This window comes from Methylothermus subterraneus (genome assembly GCF_054656915.1).
This window is the reverse complement of sequence record NZ_BAAHXK010000004.1, coordinates 93,611-113,896: the sequence shown is the minus strand read 5'-3', so window position 1 is coordinate 113,896 and position 20,286 is coordinate 93,611. Positions and strand designations below refer to the sequence as shown.

The 20,286-nt window shown below is 60.4% G+C and carries 23 protein-coding genes; 10 read left to right on the top strand and 13 right to left on the bottom strand.

What is annotated here, in order from left to right; translation table 11 throughout:
- Nucleotides 1-8 precede the first annotated feature (8 nt).
- The 4 genes from ACYQ3M_RS05085 to ACYQ3M_RS05070 are packed head-to-tail and all read right to left on the bottom strand — an operon-like array spanning nucleotide 9 to nucleotide 1,764.
- The gene (locus ACYQ3M_RS05085) at nucleotides 9-419 is read right to left on the bottom strand and encodes a cupin domain-containing protein (RefSeq protein ID WP_460034976.1); all 411 of its coding nucleotides are present in this window, start codon (nucleotides 417-419) and stop codon (nucleotides 9-11) included.
- Nucleotides 416-1,006: a DUF2182 domain-containing protein gene (locus tag ACYQ3M_RS05080; RefSeq protein ID WP_460034975.1), complete on the bottom strand. Its 591-nt coding sequence runs from the start codon at nucleotides 1,004-1,006 to the stop codon at nucleotides 416-418. Before ACYQ3M_RS05080 ends, ACYQ3M_RS05085 begins: the two co-directional genes overlap by 4 nt.
- A 3-nt stretch (nucleotides 1,007-1,009) precedes the next feature.
- Nucleotides 1,010-1,630: a DUF1326 domain-containing protein gene (locus ACYQ3M_RS05075; RefSeq protein ID WP_460034974.1), complete on the bottom strand. Its 621-nt coding sequence runs from the start codon at nucleotides 1,628-1,630 to the stop codon at nucleotides 1,010-1,012.
- A 2-nt stretch (nucleotides 1,631-1,632) separates the two neighbouring features.
- Complete coding sequence (locus ACYQ3M_RS05070) at nucleotides 1,633-1,764, bottom strand: hypothetical protein (protein ID WP_460034973.1); 132 nt, start codon at nucleotides 1,762-1,764, stop codon at nucleotides 1,633-1,635.
- Nucleotides 1,765-1,775: 11 nt separating this feature from the next.
- On the opposite strand from ACYQ3M_RS05070, the gene ACYQ3M_RS05065 reads away from it, so the two are divergent.
- The 9 genes from ACYQ3M_RS05065 to cas2e all read left to right on the top strand — a co-directional run bounded on the left by ACYQ3M_RS05065 (nucleotide 1,776) and on the right by cas2e (nucleotide 10,552).
- The gene (locus ACYQ3M_RS05065) at nucleotides 1,776-2,027 is read left to right on the top strand and encodes a zinc ribbon domain-containing protein (protein ID WP_460034972.1); all 252 of its coding nucleotides are present in this window, start codon (nucleotides 1,776-1,778) and stop codon (nucleotides 2,025-2,027) included.
- Nucleotides 2,028-2,140: 113 nt separating this feature from the next.
- Complete coding sequence (cas3, locus tag ACYQ3M_RS05060; RefSeq protein WP_460034971.1) at nucleotides 2,141-4,693, top strand: CRISPR-associated helicase Cas3'; 2,553 nt, start codon at nucleotides 2,141-2,143, stop codon at nucleotides 4,691-4,693.
- On the top strand, nucleotides 4,686-6,311 hold the full coding sequence (locus tag ACYQ3M_RS05055) for a hypothetical protein (protein ID WP_460034970.1): 1,626 nt from the start codon (nucleotides 4,686-4,688) through the stop codon (nucleotides 6,309-6,311). The genes cas3 and ACYQ3M_RS05055 overlap by 8 nt, the downstream gene beginning before the upstream one ends.
- A complete protein-coding gene (casB, locus tag ACYQ3M_RS05050; protein WP_460034969.1) occupies nucleotides 6,308-6,829 on the top strand; it encodes a type I-E CRISPR-associated protein Cse2/CasB in 522 nt (173 codons plus the stop codon). The genes ACYQ3M_RS05055 and casB overlap by 4 nt, the downstream gene beginning before the upstream one ends.
- A gap of 10 nt (nucleotides 6,830-6,839) precedes the next feature.
- Nucleotides 6,840-7,970: a type I-E CRISPR-associated protein Cas7/Cse4/CasC gene (gene cas7e / locus ACYQ3M_RS05045; RefSeq protein WP_460034968.1), complete on the top strand. Its 1,131-nt coding sequence runs from the start codon at nucleotides 6,840-6,842 to the stop codon at nucleotides 7,968-7,970.
- Nucleotides 7,971-7,973: 3 nt separating this feature from the next.
- A complete protein-coding gene (cas5e, locus tag ACYQ3M_RS05040; RefSeq protein ID WP_460034967.1) occupies nucleotides 7,974-8,705 on the top strand; it encodes a type I-E CRISPR-associated protein Cas5/CasD in 732 nt (243 codons plus the stop codon).
- Nucleotides 8,702-9,400, top strand: a complete 699-nt coding sequence (locus tag ACYQ3M_RS05035) for a type I-E CRISPR-associated protein Cas6/Cse3/CasE (protein WP_460034966.1) — start codon at nucleotides 8,702-8,704, stop codon at nucleotides 9,398-9,400. The genes cas5e and ACYQ3M_RS05035 overlap by 4 nt, the downstream gene beginning before the upstream one ends.
- Nucleotides 9,397-10,299 (top strand): type I-E CRISPR-associated endonuclease Cas1e, encoded by a 903-nt coding sequence (cas1e, locus tag ACYQ3M_RS05030; protein ID WP_460034965.1) that lies wholly within the window; start codon nucleotides 9,397-9,399, stop codon nucleotides 10,297-10,299. Before ACYQ3M_RS05035 ends, cas1e begins: the two co-directional genes overlap by 4 nt.
- Complete coding sequence (cas2e, locus tag ACYQ3M_RS05025; protein ID WP_460034964.1) at nucleotides 10,271-10,552, top strand: type I-E CRISPR-associated endoribonuclease Cas2e; 282 nt, start codon at nucleotides 10,271-10,273, stop codon at nucleotides 10,550-10,552. The genes cas1e and cas2e overlap by 29 nt, the downstream gene beginning before the upstream one ends.
- Nucleotides 10,553-10,904: 352 nt before the next feature.
- Here the strand turns inward: cas2e and ACYQ3M_RS05020 are convergent, their stop codons facing one another.
- The 8 genes from ACYQ3M_RS05020 to ACYQ3M_RS04985 form a co-directional block, all read right to left on the bottom strand.
- On the bottom strand, nucleotides 10,905-11,393 hold the full coding sequence (locus ACYQ3M_RS05020; protein WP_460034963.1) for a cytochrome P460 family protein: 489 nt from the start codon (nucleotides 11,391-11,393) through the stop codon (nucleotides 10,905-10,907).
- A 202-nt stretch (nucleotides 11,394-11,595) separates the two neighbouring features.
- Entirely contained in the window at nucleotides 11,596-12,135 is a 540-nt protein-coding gene (rimI, locus tag ACYQ3M_RS05015) for a ribosomal protein S18-alanine N-acetyltransferase (RefSeq protein ID WP_460034962.1), read from the bottom strand.
- Nucleotides 12,136-12,552: 417 nt separating this feature from the next.
- Nucleotides 12,553-14,871 (bottom strand): TonB-dependent receptor, encoded by a 2,319-nt coding sequence (locus ACYQ3M_RS05010; RefSeq protein WP_460034961.1) that lies wholly within the window; start codon nucleotides 14,869-14,871, stop codon nucleotides 12,553-12,555.
- An 88-nt stretch (nucleotides 14,872-14,959) separates the two neighbouring features.
- On the bottom strand, nucleotides 14,960-15,283 hold the full coding sequence (locus ACYQ3M_RS05005; RefSeq protein WP_460034960.1) for a HesB/IscA family protein: 324 nt from the start codon (nucleotides 15,281-15,283) through the stop codon (nucleotides 14,960-14,962).
- Between the two features lie 12 nt (nucleotides 15,284-15,295).
- Nucleotides 15,296-16,423 (bottom strand): cysteine desulfurase family protein, encoded by a 1,128-nt coding sequence (locus ACYQ3M_RS05000; protein WP_460034959.1) that lies wholly within the window; start codon nucleotides 16,421-16,423, stop codon nucleotides 15,296-15,298.
- Nucleotides 16,420-16,896, bottom strand: a complete 477-nt coding sequence (gene iscR / locus ACYQ3M_RS04995) for a Fe-S cluster assembly transcriptional regulator IscR (RefSeq protein ID WP_460034958.1) — start codon at nucleotides 16,894-16,896, stop codon at nucleotides 16,420-16,422. Before iscR ends, ACYQ3M_RS05000 begins: the two co-directional genes overlap by 4 nt.
- 71 nt (nucleotides 16,897-16,967) lie before the next feature.
- On the bottom strand, nucleotides 16,968-17,726 hold the full coding sequence (gene cysE / locus ACYQ3M_RS04990) for a serine O-acetyltransferase (protein ID WP_460035072.1): 759 nt from the start codon (nucleotides 17,724-17,726) through the stop codon (nucleotides 16,968-16,970).
- Between the two features lie 17 nt (nucleotides 17,727-17,743).
- Nucleotides 17,744-18,457 (bottom strand): RNA methyltransferase, encoded by a 714-nt coding sequence (locus ACYQ3M_RS04985; RefSeq protein WP_460034957.1) that lies wholly within the window; start codon nucleotides 18,455-18,457, stop codon nucleotides 17,744-17,746.
- 83 nt (nucleotides 18,458-18,540) lie between these two features.
- On the opposite strand from ACYQ3M_RS04985, the gene suhB reads away from it, so the two are divergent.
- Complete coding sequence (gene suhB / locus ACYQ3M_RS04980) at nucleotides 18,541-19,356, top strand: inositol-1-monophosphatase (RefSeq protein ID WP_460034956.1); 816 nt, start codon at nucleotides 18,541-18,543, stop codon at nucleotides 19,354-19,356.
- Here suhB and secF read toward each other — a convergent pair.
- Nucleotides 19,351-20,277 (bottom strand): protein translocase subunit SecF, encoded by a 927-nt coding sequence (gene secF, locus ACYQ3M_RS04975; RefSeq protein ID WP_460034955.1) that lies wholly within the window; start codon nucleotides 20,275-20,277, stop codon nucleotides 19,351-19,353. The two genes, suhB and secF, sit on opposite strands and share 6 nt — an antisense overlap.
- Between the last annotated feature and the right edge of the window lie 9 nt (nucleotides 20,278-20,286).

Sequence of the window (20,286 nt, the reverse complement as noted above, 5' to 3'; positions counted from 1 at the left end):
GTTGGTTCTCATTTAGGCTGGATAACGCTTTTTCCAGCGCGTTCTTGGGGACCCTGGGGGGTCACCTCAAAAATCAAAAGCACCGCAGGCGTGTCGGCAGCGTTTTCAGCCACCATGGGCTCGCCCGTCTCCCAAAACACCTCCCCGGGTTGATAGACCCGCACGCCGCTCTTGTCGGCGATTTTAACCTTGCCTGCCAGCACGTAGCGGGGACCTGGCCCTTCGTGGATGTGGCGCGGAGTCTTAAAACCTACCGGAAATTCGACCCGAACCACGCGCGTAACTATTTGCTTGCTCGCCAAAGTCACCGCTTTGCTCAGCAGAACTTCCTGGCTCGGCAGAGCCTTTTCCGCTTGCAGTGGTTTAACCACCAAAGCACTCAGCAAGAAGACGAGCAATCGGCTGACTTGAGCGCTCATTTTCCTCCTCCTAACATGGCAAACAACGCAGCACCCACCAGACCAACTCCCAAGGCTATGCTGACTCTGTGCGGCGGGAGAGGCAATAACTTCTCCAATGTCATCAAGGCAGTGATGGCCAACATCCCGTACAGATTCGTCATCCCGACACCTAACATCAATCCCATCAAGGCCCAGCAGCAGCCCACGCATATCATCCCATAACGCAACCCCATCCGCATCCCACTCCAAAGTCTCCCCTGCCATTCTGTCAGCAAAAAACTCAACGGCGAACGGCAAACCTTAAGACAGGCAAGCTTCCAGGAGGAGAACTGGTACCATCCGGCCAGACCAAGCCACAGCGGGGTAGTCCAAGCTAAAAAATCTCCTGTAAGCAGGCGGCTCCCCGCCCATTGTATCGCAGCCAGAGCCAGGCTGAACACCAACCAAACTTCCATCAAGCCCAGCGCGAACGTCCATGGCAGCCACGCATCCGAAGAGACGCGCCGGATTGCTCGCAACATCGGCAGGCCGACAGGCAGCATCATCGCCGTCATCATGGCACCCCAAACCACAACCGATTGAACAAAGCCTTGTCCGCTCACCATCCCTTAGCACTCAGATCCATAAACAAAAGGCGAATAAAACCCATTGCGCTCGGTAAATTCCCAGTGAAAATCTTGATCGCGATAAACGTAACGCTTCGACTTGGCCACCGCCGCCGGGTGACTGGCCACCACGCACAACGGTGGATTATCGATGGTCGGCACCCCGCCCCGGATTCCTTCAATCCCCTCGATCTCGGCCTCCGCCACCCCCTCGACCACCATCCGCCGTCGCTTTCCGTTGGCCAGGAAATCAATACGAGCGCAGTAGCTGCCGAGGAACTTGCGTACAAAACGCATCAACAACGCCGGCTGCCCGCCAAAGCGCCCGCCGAAAATTTGCTCCAGCGCAATCCTTTGCTTCTCATTGGCGCGTTGGTCGAGATACAGCGCCACCTGCCAGTTGCCATTGTGCATATTCCCAGGGGCATAACAGGCCAAGGCTACGTTCAGACCGTCCAGGCGCGTCTCTCCCAGATAACCGCGCTCGATATGCCAGCCGACCAGCAGCTTGCATTCGCCTTCGGTCGGCGGCTTAAGCCAGATGCAAGGGCATGTGGTGGCACAGTTACAGGTTTCAAAATATTCCCCTTCCAGCCGCCAGTCGGTCTTGGATGAATCCGCCATGGTCAAAAGTTCTCTACAAACGGTCTAAGATCCAGTTCATGGGTCCAGGCATCGGGCGGCTGGCAGTGCAGCTGCCAATAGACTTCCTGAGTGACGCGGCCATCCGTGCTATCGAGGCGAAGGCCACGATGCATGGCAACGCATCGTGAAGATCGACCGTTTCTTTCCGTCGAGCAAGCTGTGCTCGTTCTGTGGCGTGCTTCGCCCTGATATGCCGCTTGCTGTACGGGAATGGCGTTGCGAAGCCTGTGGCTCCGTCCAGGATCGGGACGGGAATGCCGCGAAAAACATTTTGGCGGCTGGGCAGGCCGTGACTACGTGTGGAGGGAACGTAAGACCAGGTATAGCTACGGTTGTGTCTGGCGGCATTCGACGAAGCGCGAACCATCCTGGGTAACCCCAGGGAATCTCCCGGCTTTAGCCGTAGGAAGGATGTCAACCGCAGCATCTTCTAAGCTTTAAACATCTGCTAAGTTTTAAATTAGCTTTCAAAAAGAATTTAAAACCGGCTTGACTGAAAGCACCTGGCTTTGTTGGGGTAAATATCAACCTGCTACCGGGTCGGTCCACTCACTGGCCGATCACTGCCTAGACGTTGCTGTCGTTTTCGAACGCCTGCTTTCGATTCCCAATCTCGCTCGCCTTCCCCCTCTTTCGGAGTCCCAAAAGCTGCGGCTTGCGGTCCTCGCCTTTCTCCACGATTTCGGCAAGTGCAATCGCGGTTTCCAGGCCAAGGCCAATCCGTCGGCAAAAGACACAGCCGGGCACATCATGGAAGGCGTGGCCCTGCTGCTCGAGCTGCAAGACCGGTGGCCGCCCGGCTGGCAATCGCTCATCACCGACATCGTCGGCTGGTTCACGAACCCGGAGCAAGCCGGCCAGATGCTGCTCGCCAGCCTCTCGCACCACGGTCGGCCAGTGTCCTTAAACGATTACGAGGCATCGGACATCGATGAAGTCGCCAAGAAATGGTGGGCAGCGGGCGAGGGCTATGACCCGTTCGCCGCCCTCGATGCGCTGGCCGCGGCGGCAAGGGAAGCGTTTCCGCGCGCCTTTGCAGCCAATGTGGAACCCATCGACGCCACCCCCGCCCTGCAGCAACGCTTTGCCGGTCTGGTGATGCTGGCCGACTGGATCGGCTCGGACACGCAGTTTTTCCCCTATCACACGCCACACGGCCAAGCGCGTGCAGAGTTTGCCCGCAAAGCCGCACATCAGGCCTTGAAGGCCATCGGCCTCATCCCGCCCGAACCACGCACCGCCAGGCCTTTCGCCCAGGTCTTTGGTTTTCAGCCCACGCCGTTGCAAGAGGCCCTGGGGCATACCCTCGAACCCGGCGAGGCCACCCGGCTGTTGCTTATTGAATCCGACACGGGCTCAGGCAAGACCGAAGCGGCGCTCGCCTGGTTTTTCCGTCTGTACGCCGAGGGCCGGGTGGACGGATTGTATTTCGCCCTGCCGACCCGGGTGGCCGCGCGCGAGCTCTACGAACGGGTGCGACGGGCCATCGAGGCAGCCTTTGAGCCCGATGCGCGCCCCCGCCCTGTGCTTCTGGCCGCGCCGGGCTATGTAAAAGCCGATGGTATTGCTGTGCCCGCGGCGCTCACCGACCCGCAGGGCGTGCTTTGGGATGACAGCACGCAGGATCTCCAGCGCGAACGACTGTGGTCGGCGGAGCGACCCAAGCGGTTTCTTGCCGCGCCCATCGCGGTGGGCACGATCGACCAGGCGTTGCTTTCGGTTCTTCAAGTCAAGCATAGCCTGCTGCGCTCGGTGTGTCTGGACCGTCACCTCCTGGTGGTGGACGAAGTGCACGCCTCCGACCCCTACATGCGCGAGGTGCTGCAGGTCCTGCTGCGCGCCCATCTGGCGCGGGGCGGCTGGGCCTTGCTGCTTTCCGCCACCCTGGGCGAGACCGCGGCGGCTGACTTCTTCGAAAGGCCGGCCGCCAAACTGGATGATGCGATCCTGCGCCCTTATCCGCTGATTTCTGCGCGAGCGACCGCCTGGCCACAGCCCTACGCCCGCGAGCGTCGCATTGAGGTTGAGCTTGCCCCCAACCTCACCAATGACGAGGCGCTCTTGCCGGCGCTAATCCAGGCACTGAAGGGCGGCGCCCGCGTGCTCGTGATATGCAACACCGTCACACGGGCCAACGCCCTATTTCGGGTGGTGGAGGCAGCCCTGGAAGCTAAGCACCCCCATCTGCTATCCGCCCTCTTTTCACTGGACGGCGTGCGCTGCCCGCACCATGGCCGCTTTGCCCGCGAAGACCGGGAGCGGCTCGATGCCGCGGTCACAGCACAACTGGGCAAGGGCTCGCCAGCCGGCGCACGGCTGCTCATCGGCACTCAGACCCTCGAGCAAAGCCTGGATATCGACGCCGACTGGCTGGTGACCGATCTGGCGCCGATGGACGTGTTGATCCAGCGTCTTGGACGGCTGCACCGGCATCTGCGGGATGAGCGCCCGCCGGGGTTCGAGACACCCAAGGCCCTGGTGCGCGTGCCGCCGAAAAATCTCGCGGAATTCCTCAATGAGGAGGGCGAGCTGCACGCCCCGGCCGGGTTGGGCAGCGTCTATGCCGACGGGCGGGTGCTCGCGTGCACATGGGAAAGTCTGAAGCAAAACCCGGTGCTTGATCTGCCCCGACAGGCCCGGGAACGCATCGAGCGCACCACCCACCCGGAAGCCCTTGAGGCGCTGCCCGACGCCTGGCGCCGTCACGGCGGCCAGATCGATGGCATCGTGCGGGCCGAGATCGTGCAGGCCCTGCGCTCGGTGCTCAACGATCAGCCCTTCGGTGATCTGCATTACCCCGACAAAGGCGAGCGCATCCTCACCCGGCTGGGCGAACCCACCTACGAGATTCCCTTCGACATACCCATGTCTTCGCCCTTCGCCACGATGATTCGGCGCGTGGCGATTCCGGCGCGCTGGCTGAAGGAGATGCAGGTTCCCGAAACCCTGTGCGCCGAAGTCGTCGAGGGGGGTTTTCGTTTCCAAATCGGTGAGACAGCATTCCGCTATACCCGCTTCGGACTGGAGAAAGACGATGCATGACCTGCTCAATGACCCCCTCATCGGCGTGCGCACGCCCCGGGGCGAGCGCCGCGTGAACCTGCCCGAGCTCCTCGCCGGGCTCTCGGCCAACGAAGTAGAGGGGTACACGGGCCTGCGCGCCCATCAGGCCGACCCCTGGCATGTGTTTCTGGTCCAGCTGGCCGCCAGCATCCAGGCGCGCCGGCCGACTGAAACACTCCCCACCGACCCCAGCTACTGGCGCGACGGCTTACTTGACTTGGCAGATGGGATGGCAAGCGCCTGGCATCTGGTCGTGGAGGATGTCACCAAACCTGCGTTTATGCAGCATCCGAAGAACCAAGAGGTAAATTACAAAGCGGAGGCAATTTCTCCCGATGAAATCGACGTGCTTTTTCTTTCAAGAAATCATGATATCAAACGAGCCAGGATGACCTCCCAGAATCCAGAGGGGTGGATTTACGCCTTGGTGACACGCCAGACAGTAACTCCCTACAGAGGAGGCAAAGGAAAACTAAATGGCATAGCAAGGATGAATAGCAGTTCCGGCAGTCGCCCTATCGTTGCATGGGTACGCGACCTCCATCCTTCCAAGCGGTTCATCGGTGAAACGACCAAATTGAGATCACTGCGCCACAAGGTATTGGCTGCCGGATTCAACTTGAAAGACCGCGGCATTGTTTTGACATGGATAAAGCCATGGAATTGTAATCAGCACCAATTTTATCTGAAGGATCTCGAGCCTTGGTTTATCGAAGCGGCGTTACTGGTTCGATTGCAACTTCATGATGATAAAATCATTGCACTGCAAGGGGTTACGGCTGAGCGGCAAATTGGCCCGAAAACGCCACATAGCGGTGATGTTGGCGATCCATGGATACCAATCACCAGCGATGGGAAAGCCATAACCATAAGCCATCCAGGCTTCACACCAGAAATCCTGTGCAGACTCCTGTTCAAACAGAAAATAGAAAACACACCCAATTTACTTGAACCCGACTCGACCGACGATTGTGCTTGGCTGGTTGGGAGCGTCCTCATATCTGGGGGAAATTGCAAAACCAGTGGATTCTCTCATGTCGAGCTGCCCGTGCCGCCAAGGATTCGTCCTTTGTTACTGCATAGAGAGCATCGCGTGACGCTAGGACATCTTGCAGAGAAACTGCTAAAGGACGCCCAAAAAATACAACAAATGTTATCAAACTCTCTCAATATGCTCTTTTTCTGGGAGTTCCAACGGCTATTAGGACCTGATAAGCGTCTTGATAGGGATTTATCTGAATTGCTTCAGGCTATGAAAAAACACAAGCATTTCCTTGATAGAGTCAAACCTTTCATTGAATCTATAAACACCGGGTTCGTAAAACGGTGGGAATTATCCTACTTCCCCACCCTCTGGCGCGGCGCCGAGGAGGAACACGACGCCGTGCGAGCGGACTGGCAGCAGCAGCTCGTCAATGCGGCGCAGGAGCTGCTCGATGAAGCTACCGAGCGCCTGCCGCTGCCCGCCAACCGCACCTGGCGCGCCATCACCCAGGCCCAGCGCGCCTTTATTGGCTTGCTGCGCAAGAGCGGCCTGCCCCTGCCCACCCGGACCCCTTCCCAACCACCTGAAATCCTGGAGGAGACCCTCGCATGAGTACCACGCTGACCGCATCCGCCGAGGCGCCAGACCTGGCCTCCCGCATCGGGCGCCTCACTGGCGTCATCGGACAGGATCACTACCCAAGCGGCGACCGCGCCGCCCTGCGTCGCTGGGCGCCGGGTCAACGCATCCCCTTGGCCTTCTACCGTTTGTGGCTGCGCCACCTCGGCGATGAGCTGCCGCGCGAAGCGGAAACCGAAGCCTGGATGGCCCTCGCCTGGGGCATCGCCACCTGCGGCAGGGACTGCCACAACCCCAGGCGCCCGTGGGGACGGGCCCTTGCCGAAAGCGAGTTTGCCGAAGGCCGCCTGGAGCGGCTGCTTTCCGCCCCGGAGGATGTGCGCGTCGATCTCTTCATGAGCGCCGTGCGTTTTCTCGCCGCCAAGGGCGAAGCCTTCGACTGGGGCGAGGCAGCCCAGTTCCTGCTCACCCAAGATGCCACCAAGCGCGACAGCCTCAACCGCCGCATCGCCGCTGCCTATTACCGCTATCTCCCTACGCAAACCCAATAAGGAGCCCGCTATGTTCCTGCAAATCCATACCCTGACCAGCTACCCCGCAAGCCTCCTGAACCGCGACGACGCGAACCTCGCCAAGCGCATTCCCTTTGGCAACGCCGTCCGTCTGCGGGTGTCATCCCAGTGCCTCAAGCGCCACTGGCGGGAGGACATGACGGCACGACTTCCCGATCTGCCTGACGGGCAGCGTACCCGTTCCTTCTTCACGCGCACCGTTCTGCCCAAAGCCATCGCCGCCGGTGTCCCGGAAGATAAGGCCACGGCGTTGATTGAGCCGCTCGCCAAGGCCGTCATCGAAGGAGGCGTCAAGGAAGGGGGTGACCTCAACCAACCCGTGTTGTTTGGCCTGCGCGAAGCGGATTACTTGGCTCAGATGCTGGTCGAGGCGAGTCGCGAAGAAGACCCTGCCAAGGCGCTCGCGGAGCGGCTCAAGTCCAAGGAAGAAAAGGAAAACATCAAAGCCATGAGAAAGGCGGCCGGGCTCACCGCCGCCCTCTTCGGCCGCATGGTCACCTCTGACCTGCTCGCCCGCGTCGATGCCCCCGTGCACGTCGCGCACGCCTTCACCGTGCACGCCGCCAACACCGAGATGGACTACTTCACGGTGGTCGATGATCTCAACCGCGAGGATGAAACGGGAGCGGCGCATGCCAACCAGACCGAGCTCGGGGCAGGTCTCTTTTACGGCTATGTGGCCATTGACGTACCGCTGCTCGTCGCCAACCTGACGGGCTGTGAGGCCAAGGAGTGGAAGAGCCAGGATGCCACGACTCCCCGGCGCGTGATCGAGGCGCTCATCACGAGCATTACCCAGCAAAGCCCCGGTGCCAAAAAAGGCAGCACCGCCCCCTATGCCTGGGCCGATCTCCTGCTTTTGGAGGCAGGCAACACGCAGCCGCGCACGCTGGCCAATGCCTTCCTGGACGCGGTGCCGTGGAAGGACGCAAAGCAGGACCTGCGCGTCATGGCCATGCAGCGGCTTGCCGACTACCTGAACCGGCTCGACCAAATGTATGGCAGCCCGAATGGCTATCGCGGGCTGTCGACCACGCTCGACCCAGTCCCCGCGAAGCTGCCGGCACCCGCCACCGTCGCGGACAACCTCCGGGCGGCGCTGGATGCGGTGTGGAGCTGAGCCATGGATTGCCTGCTCCTGCGCTTCGATGCGCCCCTCATGAGTTTTGGCGGCGTGGTGGTCGATCAGATCAACCCCACCTGGCGCTTTCCCGGCAAATCGCTGCTCACGGGGCTGCTTGCCAACGCCCTCGGGTGGGATCACCGCGATACTGGCAAGCTCCAGGCGCTGCAAGATCGGCTACGCTTTGCCGCGCGCTGGGATGCCGAGCCCGAGCCGCTGACCGACTACCAGACGGTAGAACTCGGACACGAGTTTCTCCGGGGCACTGGATGGACAACACGAGGAAGGATCGAAGAGCGAGCTGGCGATGTGGAGAATCAGATTCGGCAAAAAGGGAGATACACCCACGAACGCTGGCGCGACTACTGGGTCAACGGTGTTGCCACGGTCGCACTGGCGTTGGACGGCGAAGGCGAGCCAAACCTGGACGCGCTGGAAAACGCCCTGCGTGTCCCCGCGCGGCCGCTCTTCATCGGCCGCAAGCCGTGTCTGCCGGCAGCCCCCATCCTGGTCGGACGCCGCCATGCCCAGGGCGTGCGGGCCGCGCTTGCGGCGGAACCCCTGGCCGACATCGGCCCACGCAAACGCCCCTACCCCATCCCCGCGCTTTGGCCTCTGGACGAGGGAACAGGCGCCAGCACGGAAGAGCGCTTTGATGCGCGTGACTGGCGTAACAACATCCACGTCGGCGCTGAACGCTATGCGGTGGGCATTTTGGAGCTCGTCCCATGAGCGGTCTTCATCTCATCCGTATCCCTGTCGATGCGCCGCGCCTGTTGTGTTTTGCCGCCGAGCACGGCATCACCCAGGAAGACGAAACGCTGGGCTATACGCTGCATGCCTGGTTCGCCGCACTCTTCGGCGCGGCGGCGCCCAAACCCTTTCGCTATTTCGAGCGACGCCAGGAAGTGCTCGGCTACACGATGCACCCCGCCACCGAGCTGCTCGAACGGGCGCAGGCCTTCGCGCCGCCCTTGGCCTGGGCGGCACTCGATCTTGATGGCGTTGCAAGCAAACCGATGCCGGCAAGTTGGCGCCAAGGCCAGCGGCTGCATCTCGAGGTGCTCGTCTGCCCGGTATCGCGTAAGGATGGCGAGGAAAAGGACGTCTATCTGCGAGCCCTCGACCGCATGGGCGAAGCCGCCCCGCCGCGTGCCGAGGTCTATCGCGACTGGTTCCTGCGCCAGTGGGAGGGCGCCGCGCAACTCCAGGGCGTACGGCTTTTGGGCATGGGCGCACGCAGCCGGCTGCTGCGGCGCGATCACTCCTCGGACAGGCGCTTGCGCACCGTCGAACGGCCGCAGGCGCTCTTTGCCGCCGAGGCCGTCATCGCCGATCCGGCCCGCTTTGCCGAGCGGCTCGCCCGCGGCATCGGCCGGCACCGGGCTTTCGGATTTGGCATGGTCTTGCTCGCCCCGCCGCGATGAGCCCTAACCCTGGTCTGCTCCCGGGGCGGCTGGGGCTGGCGGCCTCCCGCATCCCCCATGCCGACCGGCATGGTCTGCTTTATCTCGAATATGGCAGGCTCTCGGTGGAGGATGGCACGTTGCGCTTCGTGGCGGCCAAAAGCGAAAGCTTCGCCGCCGGCGACTACGCCATTCCCTACCAGGCGGTCTCGATGATCCTGCTCGGGCCCGGGACGAGCATCACGCAGGACGTGCTGCGCCTGTGCGCCCGCCATGGCACATTGATTGCCGCGGTGGGCGAAGGCGGGGTCAAAAGTTACACCGCCCCGCCTATGGGTCAGGGCCGCTCAGACGTGGCTCGAGCCCATGCGCTCCTCTGGGCCGACCCCAAGCAAAGGCTCAACAAGGCGCGCCAGCTTTATGCTTGGCGCTTCGGCCGCATTCCGCCCCACCGCGACATCGAGACCCTACGCGGCATCGAAGGCGCCCGCATGAAACGCGCTTACGAGATCATTGCCGCTCAGTATGGCATCGACTGGAAAGGGCGCCGTTATGACCGCGACGATCCCAGCGCGGCCGATGAACCTAACCAGGCCATCAACCACGCCGCCACTTTCGTCGAAGCCGCCGCCGACTTGGCGGTGGCCGCCGTGGGAGCGCTGCCGCCCTTAGGCTTCATCCATGAGGACTCGAGTAACGCTTTCACCCTAGACATCGCCGACCTTTACCGCACCGACCTGACGCTGCCGCTCGCCTTTGCCAGCGTCAAAGCGATTCAAGAGGGCAAAAGCAACCTCACCCTAGAGCGCGAAGTACGCAAGCGGGCAGCGAGAATGTTCCGGCAAGAAAAACTTATCCCTAAGATGATCGACCGCATTAAGGAGCTACTCGATGTCCATGACGGTGGTCGTGACCCGTAACGTCTCACCCCGCATGCGGGGGTTTCTCGCTTCCACCATGCTGGAGCTGGCTCCTGGCGTCTATTCTGCGCCCCGCTTATCGCCCGCGGTACGCGCCCGCATTTGGGCGGTACTGGAAGAATGGTTTGCTTATGAACAAGATACTTCGATGATTAGCTCCCTCGCATACGCGGGGATCGACCCAAGACGCCTCGGTGATTATGCTCTGGCAAGAAAGCTCCCCCGCACACGCGGGGATCGACCTTCGGGCTAAAATCAAAGCCGCGGCAGCATACAGGCTCCCCCGCACACGCGGGGATCGACCCTTCCTCTTTGAGGGACATCTGCGCCCGATGGAGGCTCCCCCGCACACGCGGGGATCGACCGGCCGGCATTCTTCTGGGCGCGGGCTAACCCCCGGCTCCCCCGCACACGCGGGGATCGACCTCTTTTTTGGACGCCCGGCGGGTTCATTCACTAGGCTCCCCCGCACACGCGGGGATCAGCGCGGGTGCTTCCTTCCTGTACTGGAAGGAGGCGAAGACTTGCAGGCCTTGTTGGCCAGCGTCGCCGAACACGTGGTTATCTAGCCCCCGAATGGGGCAATTTAAACGCCCCTGCTGAGCCTACTGCAAAGGTGGCGCGGTGTAAACGTAATCGTTATCTTTCATCGCCAAATGACAGGCAAAACAAGTCGCCGACTTTTCCTTGTCGTTCATCACCAGTTTGTCGCCTTCCCAATGGCCAAATCCCCATCCGCCGGTTTCGGCGAATTTCTTGCTGTCCTTGACCATGGCTTCGGCGCCCGCGAATTCACCTGGCACCACTGCTTGCGGCCAATTGGGATGGATTTTTTCCTTCCAACTGACCTTGGCTAAGATGGTGCCGTCCGGCCAAGGTTTGGTATTACCGGTGCGCGCAGCCTTAACTGCGATGTCGTTACCCAGGATAACCCGCACCAAATGTTTATCCAGCCGATGGGACACGCTCAGCGCTAACCAATCCTTATATTCGCCATGGGTCGGCTTGGCGACTGGAGTTTCGGCGCGTGGCGCAGTCGCGGTAATAAAAACAGCGGTTGAAAGCAGCAATGCGGCAGTAAAAACGCTATTCATAGGGACATCCTCCGTTATGTAAGCCACCTCGAGCTTTAACTTTAACTATTTGTCCGCCGAGCCGGTAACTAAATCAGCTATACAGAAATCCGGCTCGAGGGTAAGCAAGACAGACTTTTAATGCATCCGTCACTTAGCCGCGGCCAATTTAGCTATTGTAGCGGTTATAGAAGGTTATTAAAAACCGAGCTTGCTGGAGGTCTTACAACATCCGGGCCATCACCAAGGCGTCTTCGCGCCGGCCGCCGGCGGCCGGATAGTAATCCTTACGGCAGCCGATTTCGTTGAATCCAAGCTGATGATAAAGCCGGATAGCCACTGTGTTGCTGGGGCGGACCTCCAACAGCATCATGTCGGCGTGATGTTGCCGAGCGGCCTGCATCAAGTGCTCCAACATCCTTCGGCCATAGCCTTGCCCCTGCCAGCGCGGGGCCACGCAGATATTCATCACATGCGCCTCTCCTGCGCCCAAGGAGAGAATGCCGTAGGCGACGACTTCGTCTCCTATTTCACCTACCCAGCAGGAGTAGCCCACTTTAAGGCAACTTTTGAAGACGTCCAAAGGCCAAGGGAACGCATAGGCGGACTGCTCGATGGCAGCGACCGCCTTTAAGTCTCTCCTTCTCATTGGCCGAATCGCAAACGCCGCTTGCTTAGCCACCTCTGGACAATGCCGCTTATAGAATGCCCGCTGCGCCTCGCCCCCAACCCAACGCCTCAATGCCTCCAGAATTTGCCCCATCGCCACGCCCTGTTGGTTGCAGATAATCCATTTTAAACCGCCTGACAGGCAAGCAAAGCAAGCCAAAGTGCGGCAAATGCCACAAAAAACTTTGGACTTTTTTAAATTTGGGTTACACTTCTCCCGCGCTACGGGGAAAAGTGTTAAAAAAAAGCGTCAAAGAGGAGGAGTCCCCCGTACGCTGAAAATAACAACAACAATAAAACGCAGCACTGTCATGCTCTGTTTGAGCAGACATACGATAAATAAAAAAGGCCCGCTCTGCGCGGGCTTTTTTTCTTTAAGGCAAAAAAAAGCGACCTTATCGGTCGCCAAAGAGGAGGAGAACAAGTTTCGAGCTGGTTTTCATTGTATCTGATTCCCAAGATTGTTCTATCCCCGATTTAATCACCACTTTCTTTTCTAAAAAGAAACAATTTAAAGCTGCAGCCGAATCCCTCCCCAGATTCCCCGCGGCGCGCCCGGACCTATGAACCGCGCATCGTCGAACTCTTCTCCCAAGACCCGGTCGGCCTCGCCAAACAGGCCAAACGTCTGGTAACGCTTGTCGAACAGGTTGTCCACCCGAAGGAACAGCTGCACATAACGGTTGATACGGTACGCGCTGCGCAGGTTGAAGACCCAAAACCCAGGGACCGGATCGTTTAAATTGGCCTCGTCGCCGCGGAAGAAGCGGTCGCTGTTGTAGACGCCGCTCATCCCTAAGGTAAATTGCGGCAGGATGTCCACATCCAGGCTGAACTTGAAGGTGTGCTCGGGGAGCCCAGGGATCCTATCGCCCCGCCGGACCGGAAGACGGCCGCTTTCGTCGGCAGCTGGGTTGTTCGGGCTAGGGGCCAGAAACGGTGTGCGGAAGGTCGCATCCAGGAAGGTGTAATTTAGATGATAGCGCAGTTTGTTGAACCAGACCCCGGTGGCCTGGTTGGCGAATTCCCCGGTCAGGTTGGCTTCTAGCCCCTGGCGGCGCGTCTTGCCCACGTTGCTGAAGAACCCTTGGCTGGTGAGACGGCCGGCGCTGATGAACAAAATGTCGTCGTGGTTTTTGGTCAGGAAAAAGCCGGCGTGCCACCTGGCGCGCACGCTTAGCGCGTCCCCTAAAGGGATGGGGTCGAATGTCCCCCTAAACCCGGCCTCCCAGGACCTGGCCACCACCTGTTTGAGCGGCGGGTCGGCCAAGAAGGCGTTGGGCAAGCGGCACGGTGCTTCTGGGTCGGCGCAGGTCAGCTCTACCGGGGTCGGCGCGCGCGAACTTACGCTGTAGCGCCCGTACATCCCCAGCTCCGGCAGCATTTGATAAGCGATCCCGGCAGCCGGGTTGAAGCGGTTGAAAGTATGCCTGCCGGACAGCTCGGTCCCGAACTTGTCTTTGAGGTCGATGTGGGTGGCGTTGAACCGCCCCGAAACCGAAAGCGTCAGGTCTTTTACAGGCGTGAGCTGTTCGAGGAAGAAGCCGCCGAAATGGGTGATCTGGCTGTCCAGGCGCACCCTGGGTTCTGCCACCAGAACGCCGCTGCCTTCGGTGCCGCGGCTTTCCGTCAGGCGCGCCAGCTCGGTGTCGAAATTGAAGCGAATCTGGGCCTGATCGAAGCTAAATCCCGTCACCAAGCGGTTCTCTAAGCCGAACAGATCGTATAAAAAGGCCGTTTGCACCGCGGCGCCGTAGCCGCGCTGGCGGGTCTGGCTGAAATTGTTGGTGGCCGAATCGACTGCACCGGAAGCCAAAACCTCAGCGCCCGCCACGTCTTCGAGCTTCTCGCCTGCCTCGTCGCACATGAACGCGTCCTCCGGCGGCAGGCAGCGCGCGAAGTTGGTATCGTCGGCGTTGAAGGTGCGGATACGGTTGAAGCGGTAATAGGCATTGCCGGAGAGCTGAATCCGGTCGTTGAGCCACAGATCGCCGTCCAGATTGCTAAAAAACATGCGGTTGGAGGTCTCATCGGGATGGGTGAAAATGGCTCTCTGCTCCTGCCGGAACAGCTGGATGGGAACGGCGCCGTTGCCGGTCAGGTCGTTGTCGTTGCCGGCCAAAGTCAGGTTGAGCGCCCCGGCCTTGCCCCTAAGGCTCAAGACGCCAAAGGCTTGGCGCACGTGGCTGGGGGAAAAATCGCGCCAGCCGTCCTCTTCAAAATGGCGCAGGTGCAGGAAATAGCCCAAGCGACCGTTATTCCAGCCGCTCGAGAGTTCCTCGTTGTGGCGCCCGAAAGAGCCGGCGTAACCCTCCAGCTGGTGGCGGGGAAAGGAAAAACCGGTCTTAGAGCGCACGACGATCGCGCCGCCTAGGGTGTTCAAGCCATAGAGGGGATCGGAGCCGGGGTGGAGTTCTAGGCGTTCGATCGCCCCTTCCGGGATCAGGTCCCAGTTGAGCGTATCGCCGAACGGCTCGTTAAAACGCACGCCGTTGAAATAGACGGTCAACCCCTGGGGCAGGCCCAGCAGCGGCGAGGCGGTAAAGCCGCGGTACTGGATGTCGGGCTGGAAGGGGTTGTTTTGCGCCTCGTTGACCGTGACGCTGCCGAGATAATTTTGCAGATAATCGCTGATGGCGAAACTCTGCGTGTTTTCCAAGTCCTGGCCGGTGGCCGTCTGCACGTGGGCCGGAAGCTGAGTCGCCGAAACGTCTCCGCCTAGCGGGGTCTCCTCCACCACCTCGATTTTCTCCAGCTCCAGCATCGCCTCACCCAGTGCCGGACTGGTCGCCAGCGTCAGGACCCAAATGCCCAAGATACTCTGCCGCATCGGTTCCCCTCTAAAATGAAATTCAAATAGGGTAGCCGACGCGCAGAAGCCAAAAAATAGGAATTTTTCCCGATCGTTTAGGGCAAAGTCAGACCGCAAAGCTCTCCCCGCAGCCGCAGGTGGCCTTGGCTTTAGGGTTGCGGAATTGAAACGCGGCGTTTAGGCCCTCGCGGCGAAAGTCGATTTCCAGGCCGTCTAAGTAATCCAACTCGTCGCGCCGGATCACCACCTTCACCCCCTGGCTTTCGAGCACCACGTCGTCCGGCCCGACTTCGTCGGCGTAATCGACGACATAAGCGTAGCCAGAGCAGCCGGCGCGTTTGACGCCAAGGCGCAGCCCCAAACCCTTGCCGCGCCGGGCCAATTGCTCCCGGATCCGACCCGCCGCCGCTTCGCTCAGATGGATCGCCATCCTCTTCCCTCCTCAAGTTTCAAAACTGCGCACGATTTCCCGCAAAGAGCGCAAAAACCGAGCAACGTCGGTTTCGGTGTTGTCTTTACCCAGACTGACGCGGATCGCGCTCTTGGCCAAGGTTGGCTCCACCCCCATCGCCAACAGGACCGGACTTGGCTGCCCGCTGCCGCTGCTGCAAGACGAACCGCTACTGCAGGCGATCTTTTCCCGATCCAAGGCCATGACCAGCATCTCGCCGTCGATCCCGGGCACCCCAAGAAACACCGTATTCGGCAAGCGTTCCGCCTGCTGGCCAAAAATCACCACGCCCGGCAGTTCGGCCAGTCCTGCCTCCAGGCGCGCGCGCAAGGCGCTCAAGTGCTCGGTCCGGGCGTAAAGCTCAGCCCGGGCCAGTTCCGCCGCTTTGCCAAAACCGACGATTCCCGCGACGTTCTCGGTTCCGGCGCGTAGGCCAAATTCCTGACCGCCGCCGTGCAGCAAAGGCTGCAAGGCCAGCGAGCGCTCGACGACCAAGGCCCCCACGCCTTTGGGGCCGTAGATTTTATGGGCGGATAGGCTAAGCATCTGGACGCCAAGAGCTTGAAAATCGACCGGCACTCGCCCGACCGCTTGCACCGCATCGGTATGCAGGCAAATTCCCTTGTCCTGAGCGATCTGCGCCAATTCCGCCACCGGCTGCAGGACGCCGGTCTCGTTGTTGGCGAGCATGCACGACACGAGCCCGAGCGGCGCGCGCGCACTAAGTTCCTCCAATCCTTCCACGCGCACGCATCCGGACCCATCGACCGGCAGCCGGTACACCGCCACGCCGCGCTGCTCGAGCCAATCCGCCGCCTCGCTCACCGAGGCGTGTTCGATGGCGCTGACCGCGATGGCCTTGCCCGGATGCGCCTGAACCCAACCCTTAAGCGCGAGGTTGTTGGCCTCGGTCCCGCCGCTGGTAAAAACGACCTGGGAAGGATGCGCCCCCACCAGCGCTGCCACTTGCGCCCGGGCCTGCTCGACCGCATCGCGCGCCAGCCTACCCAAGCGATGCAAAGCCGAAGGGTTGCCGTAACCTGTACGTAAAAACGGCAACATGGCTTCCACCACCCGCTCGTCCAAGGGGGTGGTGGCGTTGTGGTCGAGATAAATCACGGTTTAAGGCGCCTTTCGCGCAAGACCTGCATCTTTACTTCGCGCGCCTGCCGCTCGGCAACCGATTGCACCGCCTGGCGGGATAATAGGTCTGCCAGGCTGATGCCGGCCAAATACGCGCGGATTTGCTCGCTCAATCCCGCCCACAGCTCGTGCGTTAAACACGGCTGATTGTTCTGGCAGTTGCCTTTGCCGCCGCAGCGGGTGGAATCCACGCTTTCATCCACCGCGGTGATGATTTCGGCCACGTTGATCTGCGCCGCCGGCCGGCCCAACTGATACCCTCCCCCGGGGCCGCGCACGCCGACTACGATGCCGGCGCGGCGCAACCTGGCAAACAGCTGTTCCAAATAAGATAGGGAAATGTCCTGGCGCTTGGCAATGTCGGTGAGCGTCACCGGTTTTTCCCCGCTATGGTAGGCCAAATCCAACATCGCCGTCACCGCATAGCGGCCTTTGGTGGTCAAACGCACGGCAGACTCCGCTCGAGTTTTCACCCACAACTTGAGGTGAAAATATATTAAATCCGACTGGAACAGTCAATTTAAGCGTTCTTTTCCTCCTTGCCATTGCGCAATTCGCACGCCTCCAGAGGCGGCAGCTCGACTTCAGGCACGGCGATGCCCGCCTCGCGCAAGGCCCGGCGCAGCTCTTCGATTTGCCGATCCAAAACTTGGATGTGCTCGAGCATGCGGTTGATCGCGTAGGCGACAGGGTCGGGCATGTCCGGGGCCAAACCGTAAGCGTCAAAGCGCAGCTGTTTGGCGATCGCCGCTTTCTGTGCGGCCGTTGCCTTATGGACCACGTGGCCAGGGATACCGACGACCGTGGCAGAGGGCGGGACGTCTTTGAGCACCACCGAGTTGGAACCGATCCGCGCGTTGTCGCCTACGGTGATGGGGCCCAAAATCTTGGCCCCGGCGCCGACCACCACGCCGTTGCCCAAGGTAGGGTGGCGCTTGCCCTTCTGCCAGCTCGTCCCTCCTAAGGTTACGCCGTGATACAAAGTGCAATCGTCGCCGACGACGGCGGTCTCGCCGATGACCACCCCCATTCCGTGATCGATAAAAAACCGCCGCCCGATCTTGGCCGCGGGATGGATCTCGATGCCGGTGAACCAGCGCGTCCAATAAGACAAAAACCGCGCCAACCAAAACCAGCCCCGCTTCCAAAGCCAATGGCTGAGGCGATACAGCCACACCGCATGCACGCCTGGATAAGCGGTCACCACCTCCCACCAAGAGCGCGCCGCCGGATCGCGCTCAAAAACGCAGGCAACGTCTTCGCGCAGGCGCTCGATCAACCCAGCCAAACCTCTTTTCATACTTTTCCCCTCCGTTGGGCACAAGTCAGAATGCCGCGCAGGATATCCACTTCTTTTTTCTCCAACCTGGCCCTTCCGAACAGGCGCCGCAGGCGCCGCATAATGGAAGGCCCTTGTTTAGTAGAATGGAGAAATTGGATGTCCAGCAGAGTTTGATAAAGGTGGGCATAAAACGATTCCAACTCGGCGTGCGTGGCAAGGCGATCCTCGCCCACGCCCTGCTCCTCTTTAATACCGAGCAAATAAAGCTCGTAGCACACGATTTGCACCGCCGCCGCGACGTTCAAGGAGCTAAAATCCGGAGTGCAGGGAATAAACAAGCCATAGTGGCACAAATCCAGTTCCTGGTTGGTCAGCCCGCAGCGCTCGCGGCCGAAAACGATCGCGACTTGGGTAGCAGGCGCCTCGTGCTTTAGCAGCTGCGCGCACTGGCGGGGACTCAGCCTAGGCCAAGGAATTTTGCGCGCGCGCGCGCTGGTGCCGATGACCAGTTGGCAATCGGCCACCGCCTCTTGCAGGCTGGAGCAAACCTGCGCTTTGCTGAGCACGTCGTCGGCGCCCGCCGCTCGGGCGGTCGCCTCAGGATGCGGGAAATGCTTGGGCGCCACCAGAGCCAATTCATAAAGCCCCATCGCCTTCATGGCCCGGGCCGCCGCGCCGATATTGCCGGGATGGCTTGTTTCTACGAGTACGATGCGAATTTGAGCCAAAGCGCTTTCCTAAGATAAGTCTCTGAATTCTAAGAAATGGTATACTAAGTTTTCTCTAATCAACTGCCAGCGTCTTCTCTTTTATGCATCCCATGCTCAACATTGCCACCCGCGCCGCGCGGCGCGCTGGCGACTTGATCGTGCGCTCCTTAGACCGGATCGATTATTTGTCTGTGGACATCAAGGGCCGGAACGATTTTGTCAGCGAAGTGGACCGCGCGGTCGAACGGGAGATCATTCAGATCCTGCACAAAGCTTATCCGAATCACCACTTTTTAGGCGAGGAGGGAGGGCGCCGCGGCAAACCCGAACGAGACGAATACTTGTGGATCATCGATCCTTTGGATGGAACCACCAACTTCCTGCACGGCTTTCCGCAGTTTGCCGTCTCCATCGCCCTCAAGCACCGCGGCCACATCGAGCAGGCGGTGGTCTACGATCCCTTGCGCCAAGAGATGTTCACCGCCAGCCGCGGTCAGGGAGCGGCCTTGAATAACCGCCGGATCCGGGTATCCCGCCAACCCGGCCTGGAAGGCGCTCTGCTCGGCACCGGCTTTCCGTTCAAACACCCAGAGCACCTTCCCGCCTACCTGAATATGTTCCAGGCGTTGTTTAAAATCTGCTCGGACGTCCGCCGGGCCGGGGCGGCGTCCTTAGACTTGGCCTACGTCGCCTGCGGCCGCCTGGACGGCTTTTGGGAAATCGGCTTAAAACCCTGGGACATGGCCGCCGGCGTGCTGCTCATCCAGGAAGCGGGTGGAATTGTCAGCGATTTTATGGGCGGCGATCGGTATCTGGAAACCGGCCATCTCGTGGCCGGGACGCCGAAAGTGCAGCAGGCTATCTGCTCCACCATCGAGCCTTTCCTGACCGATGCCTTGCGCAGCGCAAGTTCATAGCCGCTCGGCATCGAGCGTTTCTCGCTCAGGCACAAGCAGATCTTCGCGGCGAAGTTTGAGCAATACCAACAAAGTACTGGCGATATAGATCGAGGAGTAGGTCCCGACCGCAATGCCGACGATCAGCGCCAAGGCAAAGTTGTGGATGATTTCGCCTCCCAACCAAGCCAAGGCGAATACCACCAACAACGTCGTGCCCGAGGTAAGAATGGTTCGGCTCAAGGTTTGATTGATCGAGGCGTTGATAATCTCCAACGTTTCTCCACGCCGCATGCGGCGGAAGTTCTCGCGGATCCGGTCAAAAACCACGATGGTGTCGTTGATCGAGTAACCGAGGATCGCCAGCACTGCCGCCAGCACCGACAGGTCAAACTCAAGGCCGGTCAAGGAAAAAAAACCTAGGGTGATCAAGCAGTCGTGCACTAGGGCGAGCACGGCGCCTGCGGCAAACCGGTATTCGAACCGCCAAGCCACATAGATCAAGATTCCGATCAGAGAGAACAAGACCGCCAGCCCCCCCTTCTCGGTGAGGTCCTCCCCCACCTGCGGGCCCACGAACTCCACCCGCCGCAACTGCGGCTCAGCACCTGATTCCGCCCGCAAAACCGCCAACACCTTGTCGCTCAAAGCCGCCGAGCTCAGCTCCGGATCCGGCGGCAGGCGGATCAAAATCTCCCGCGTCGTGCCAAAACGCTGCACGGTGGCATCTGCAAAGCCGCGCTCGACCAATAAAGTTCGGATCTTAGCCAGATCGACCGGCGCAGGGTAACTCATCTCGATCAGGGTGCCGCCGGTAAAGTCCAGCCCAAGGTTTAACCCGCGAACGACTAAGGAGCCCAAAGACAGGACGATCAAGCAACCAGACAAAGCCAGCGCCGCATAGCGCTTGCCCATGAAATCGAAGCGACTTAGCGGTCTCATATCCGTCTC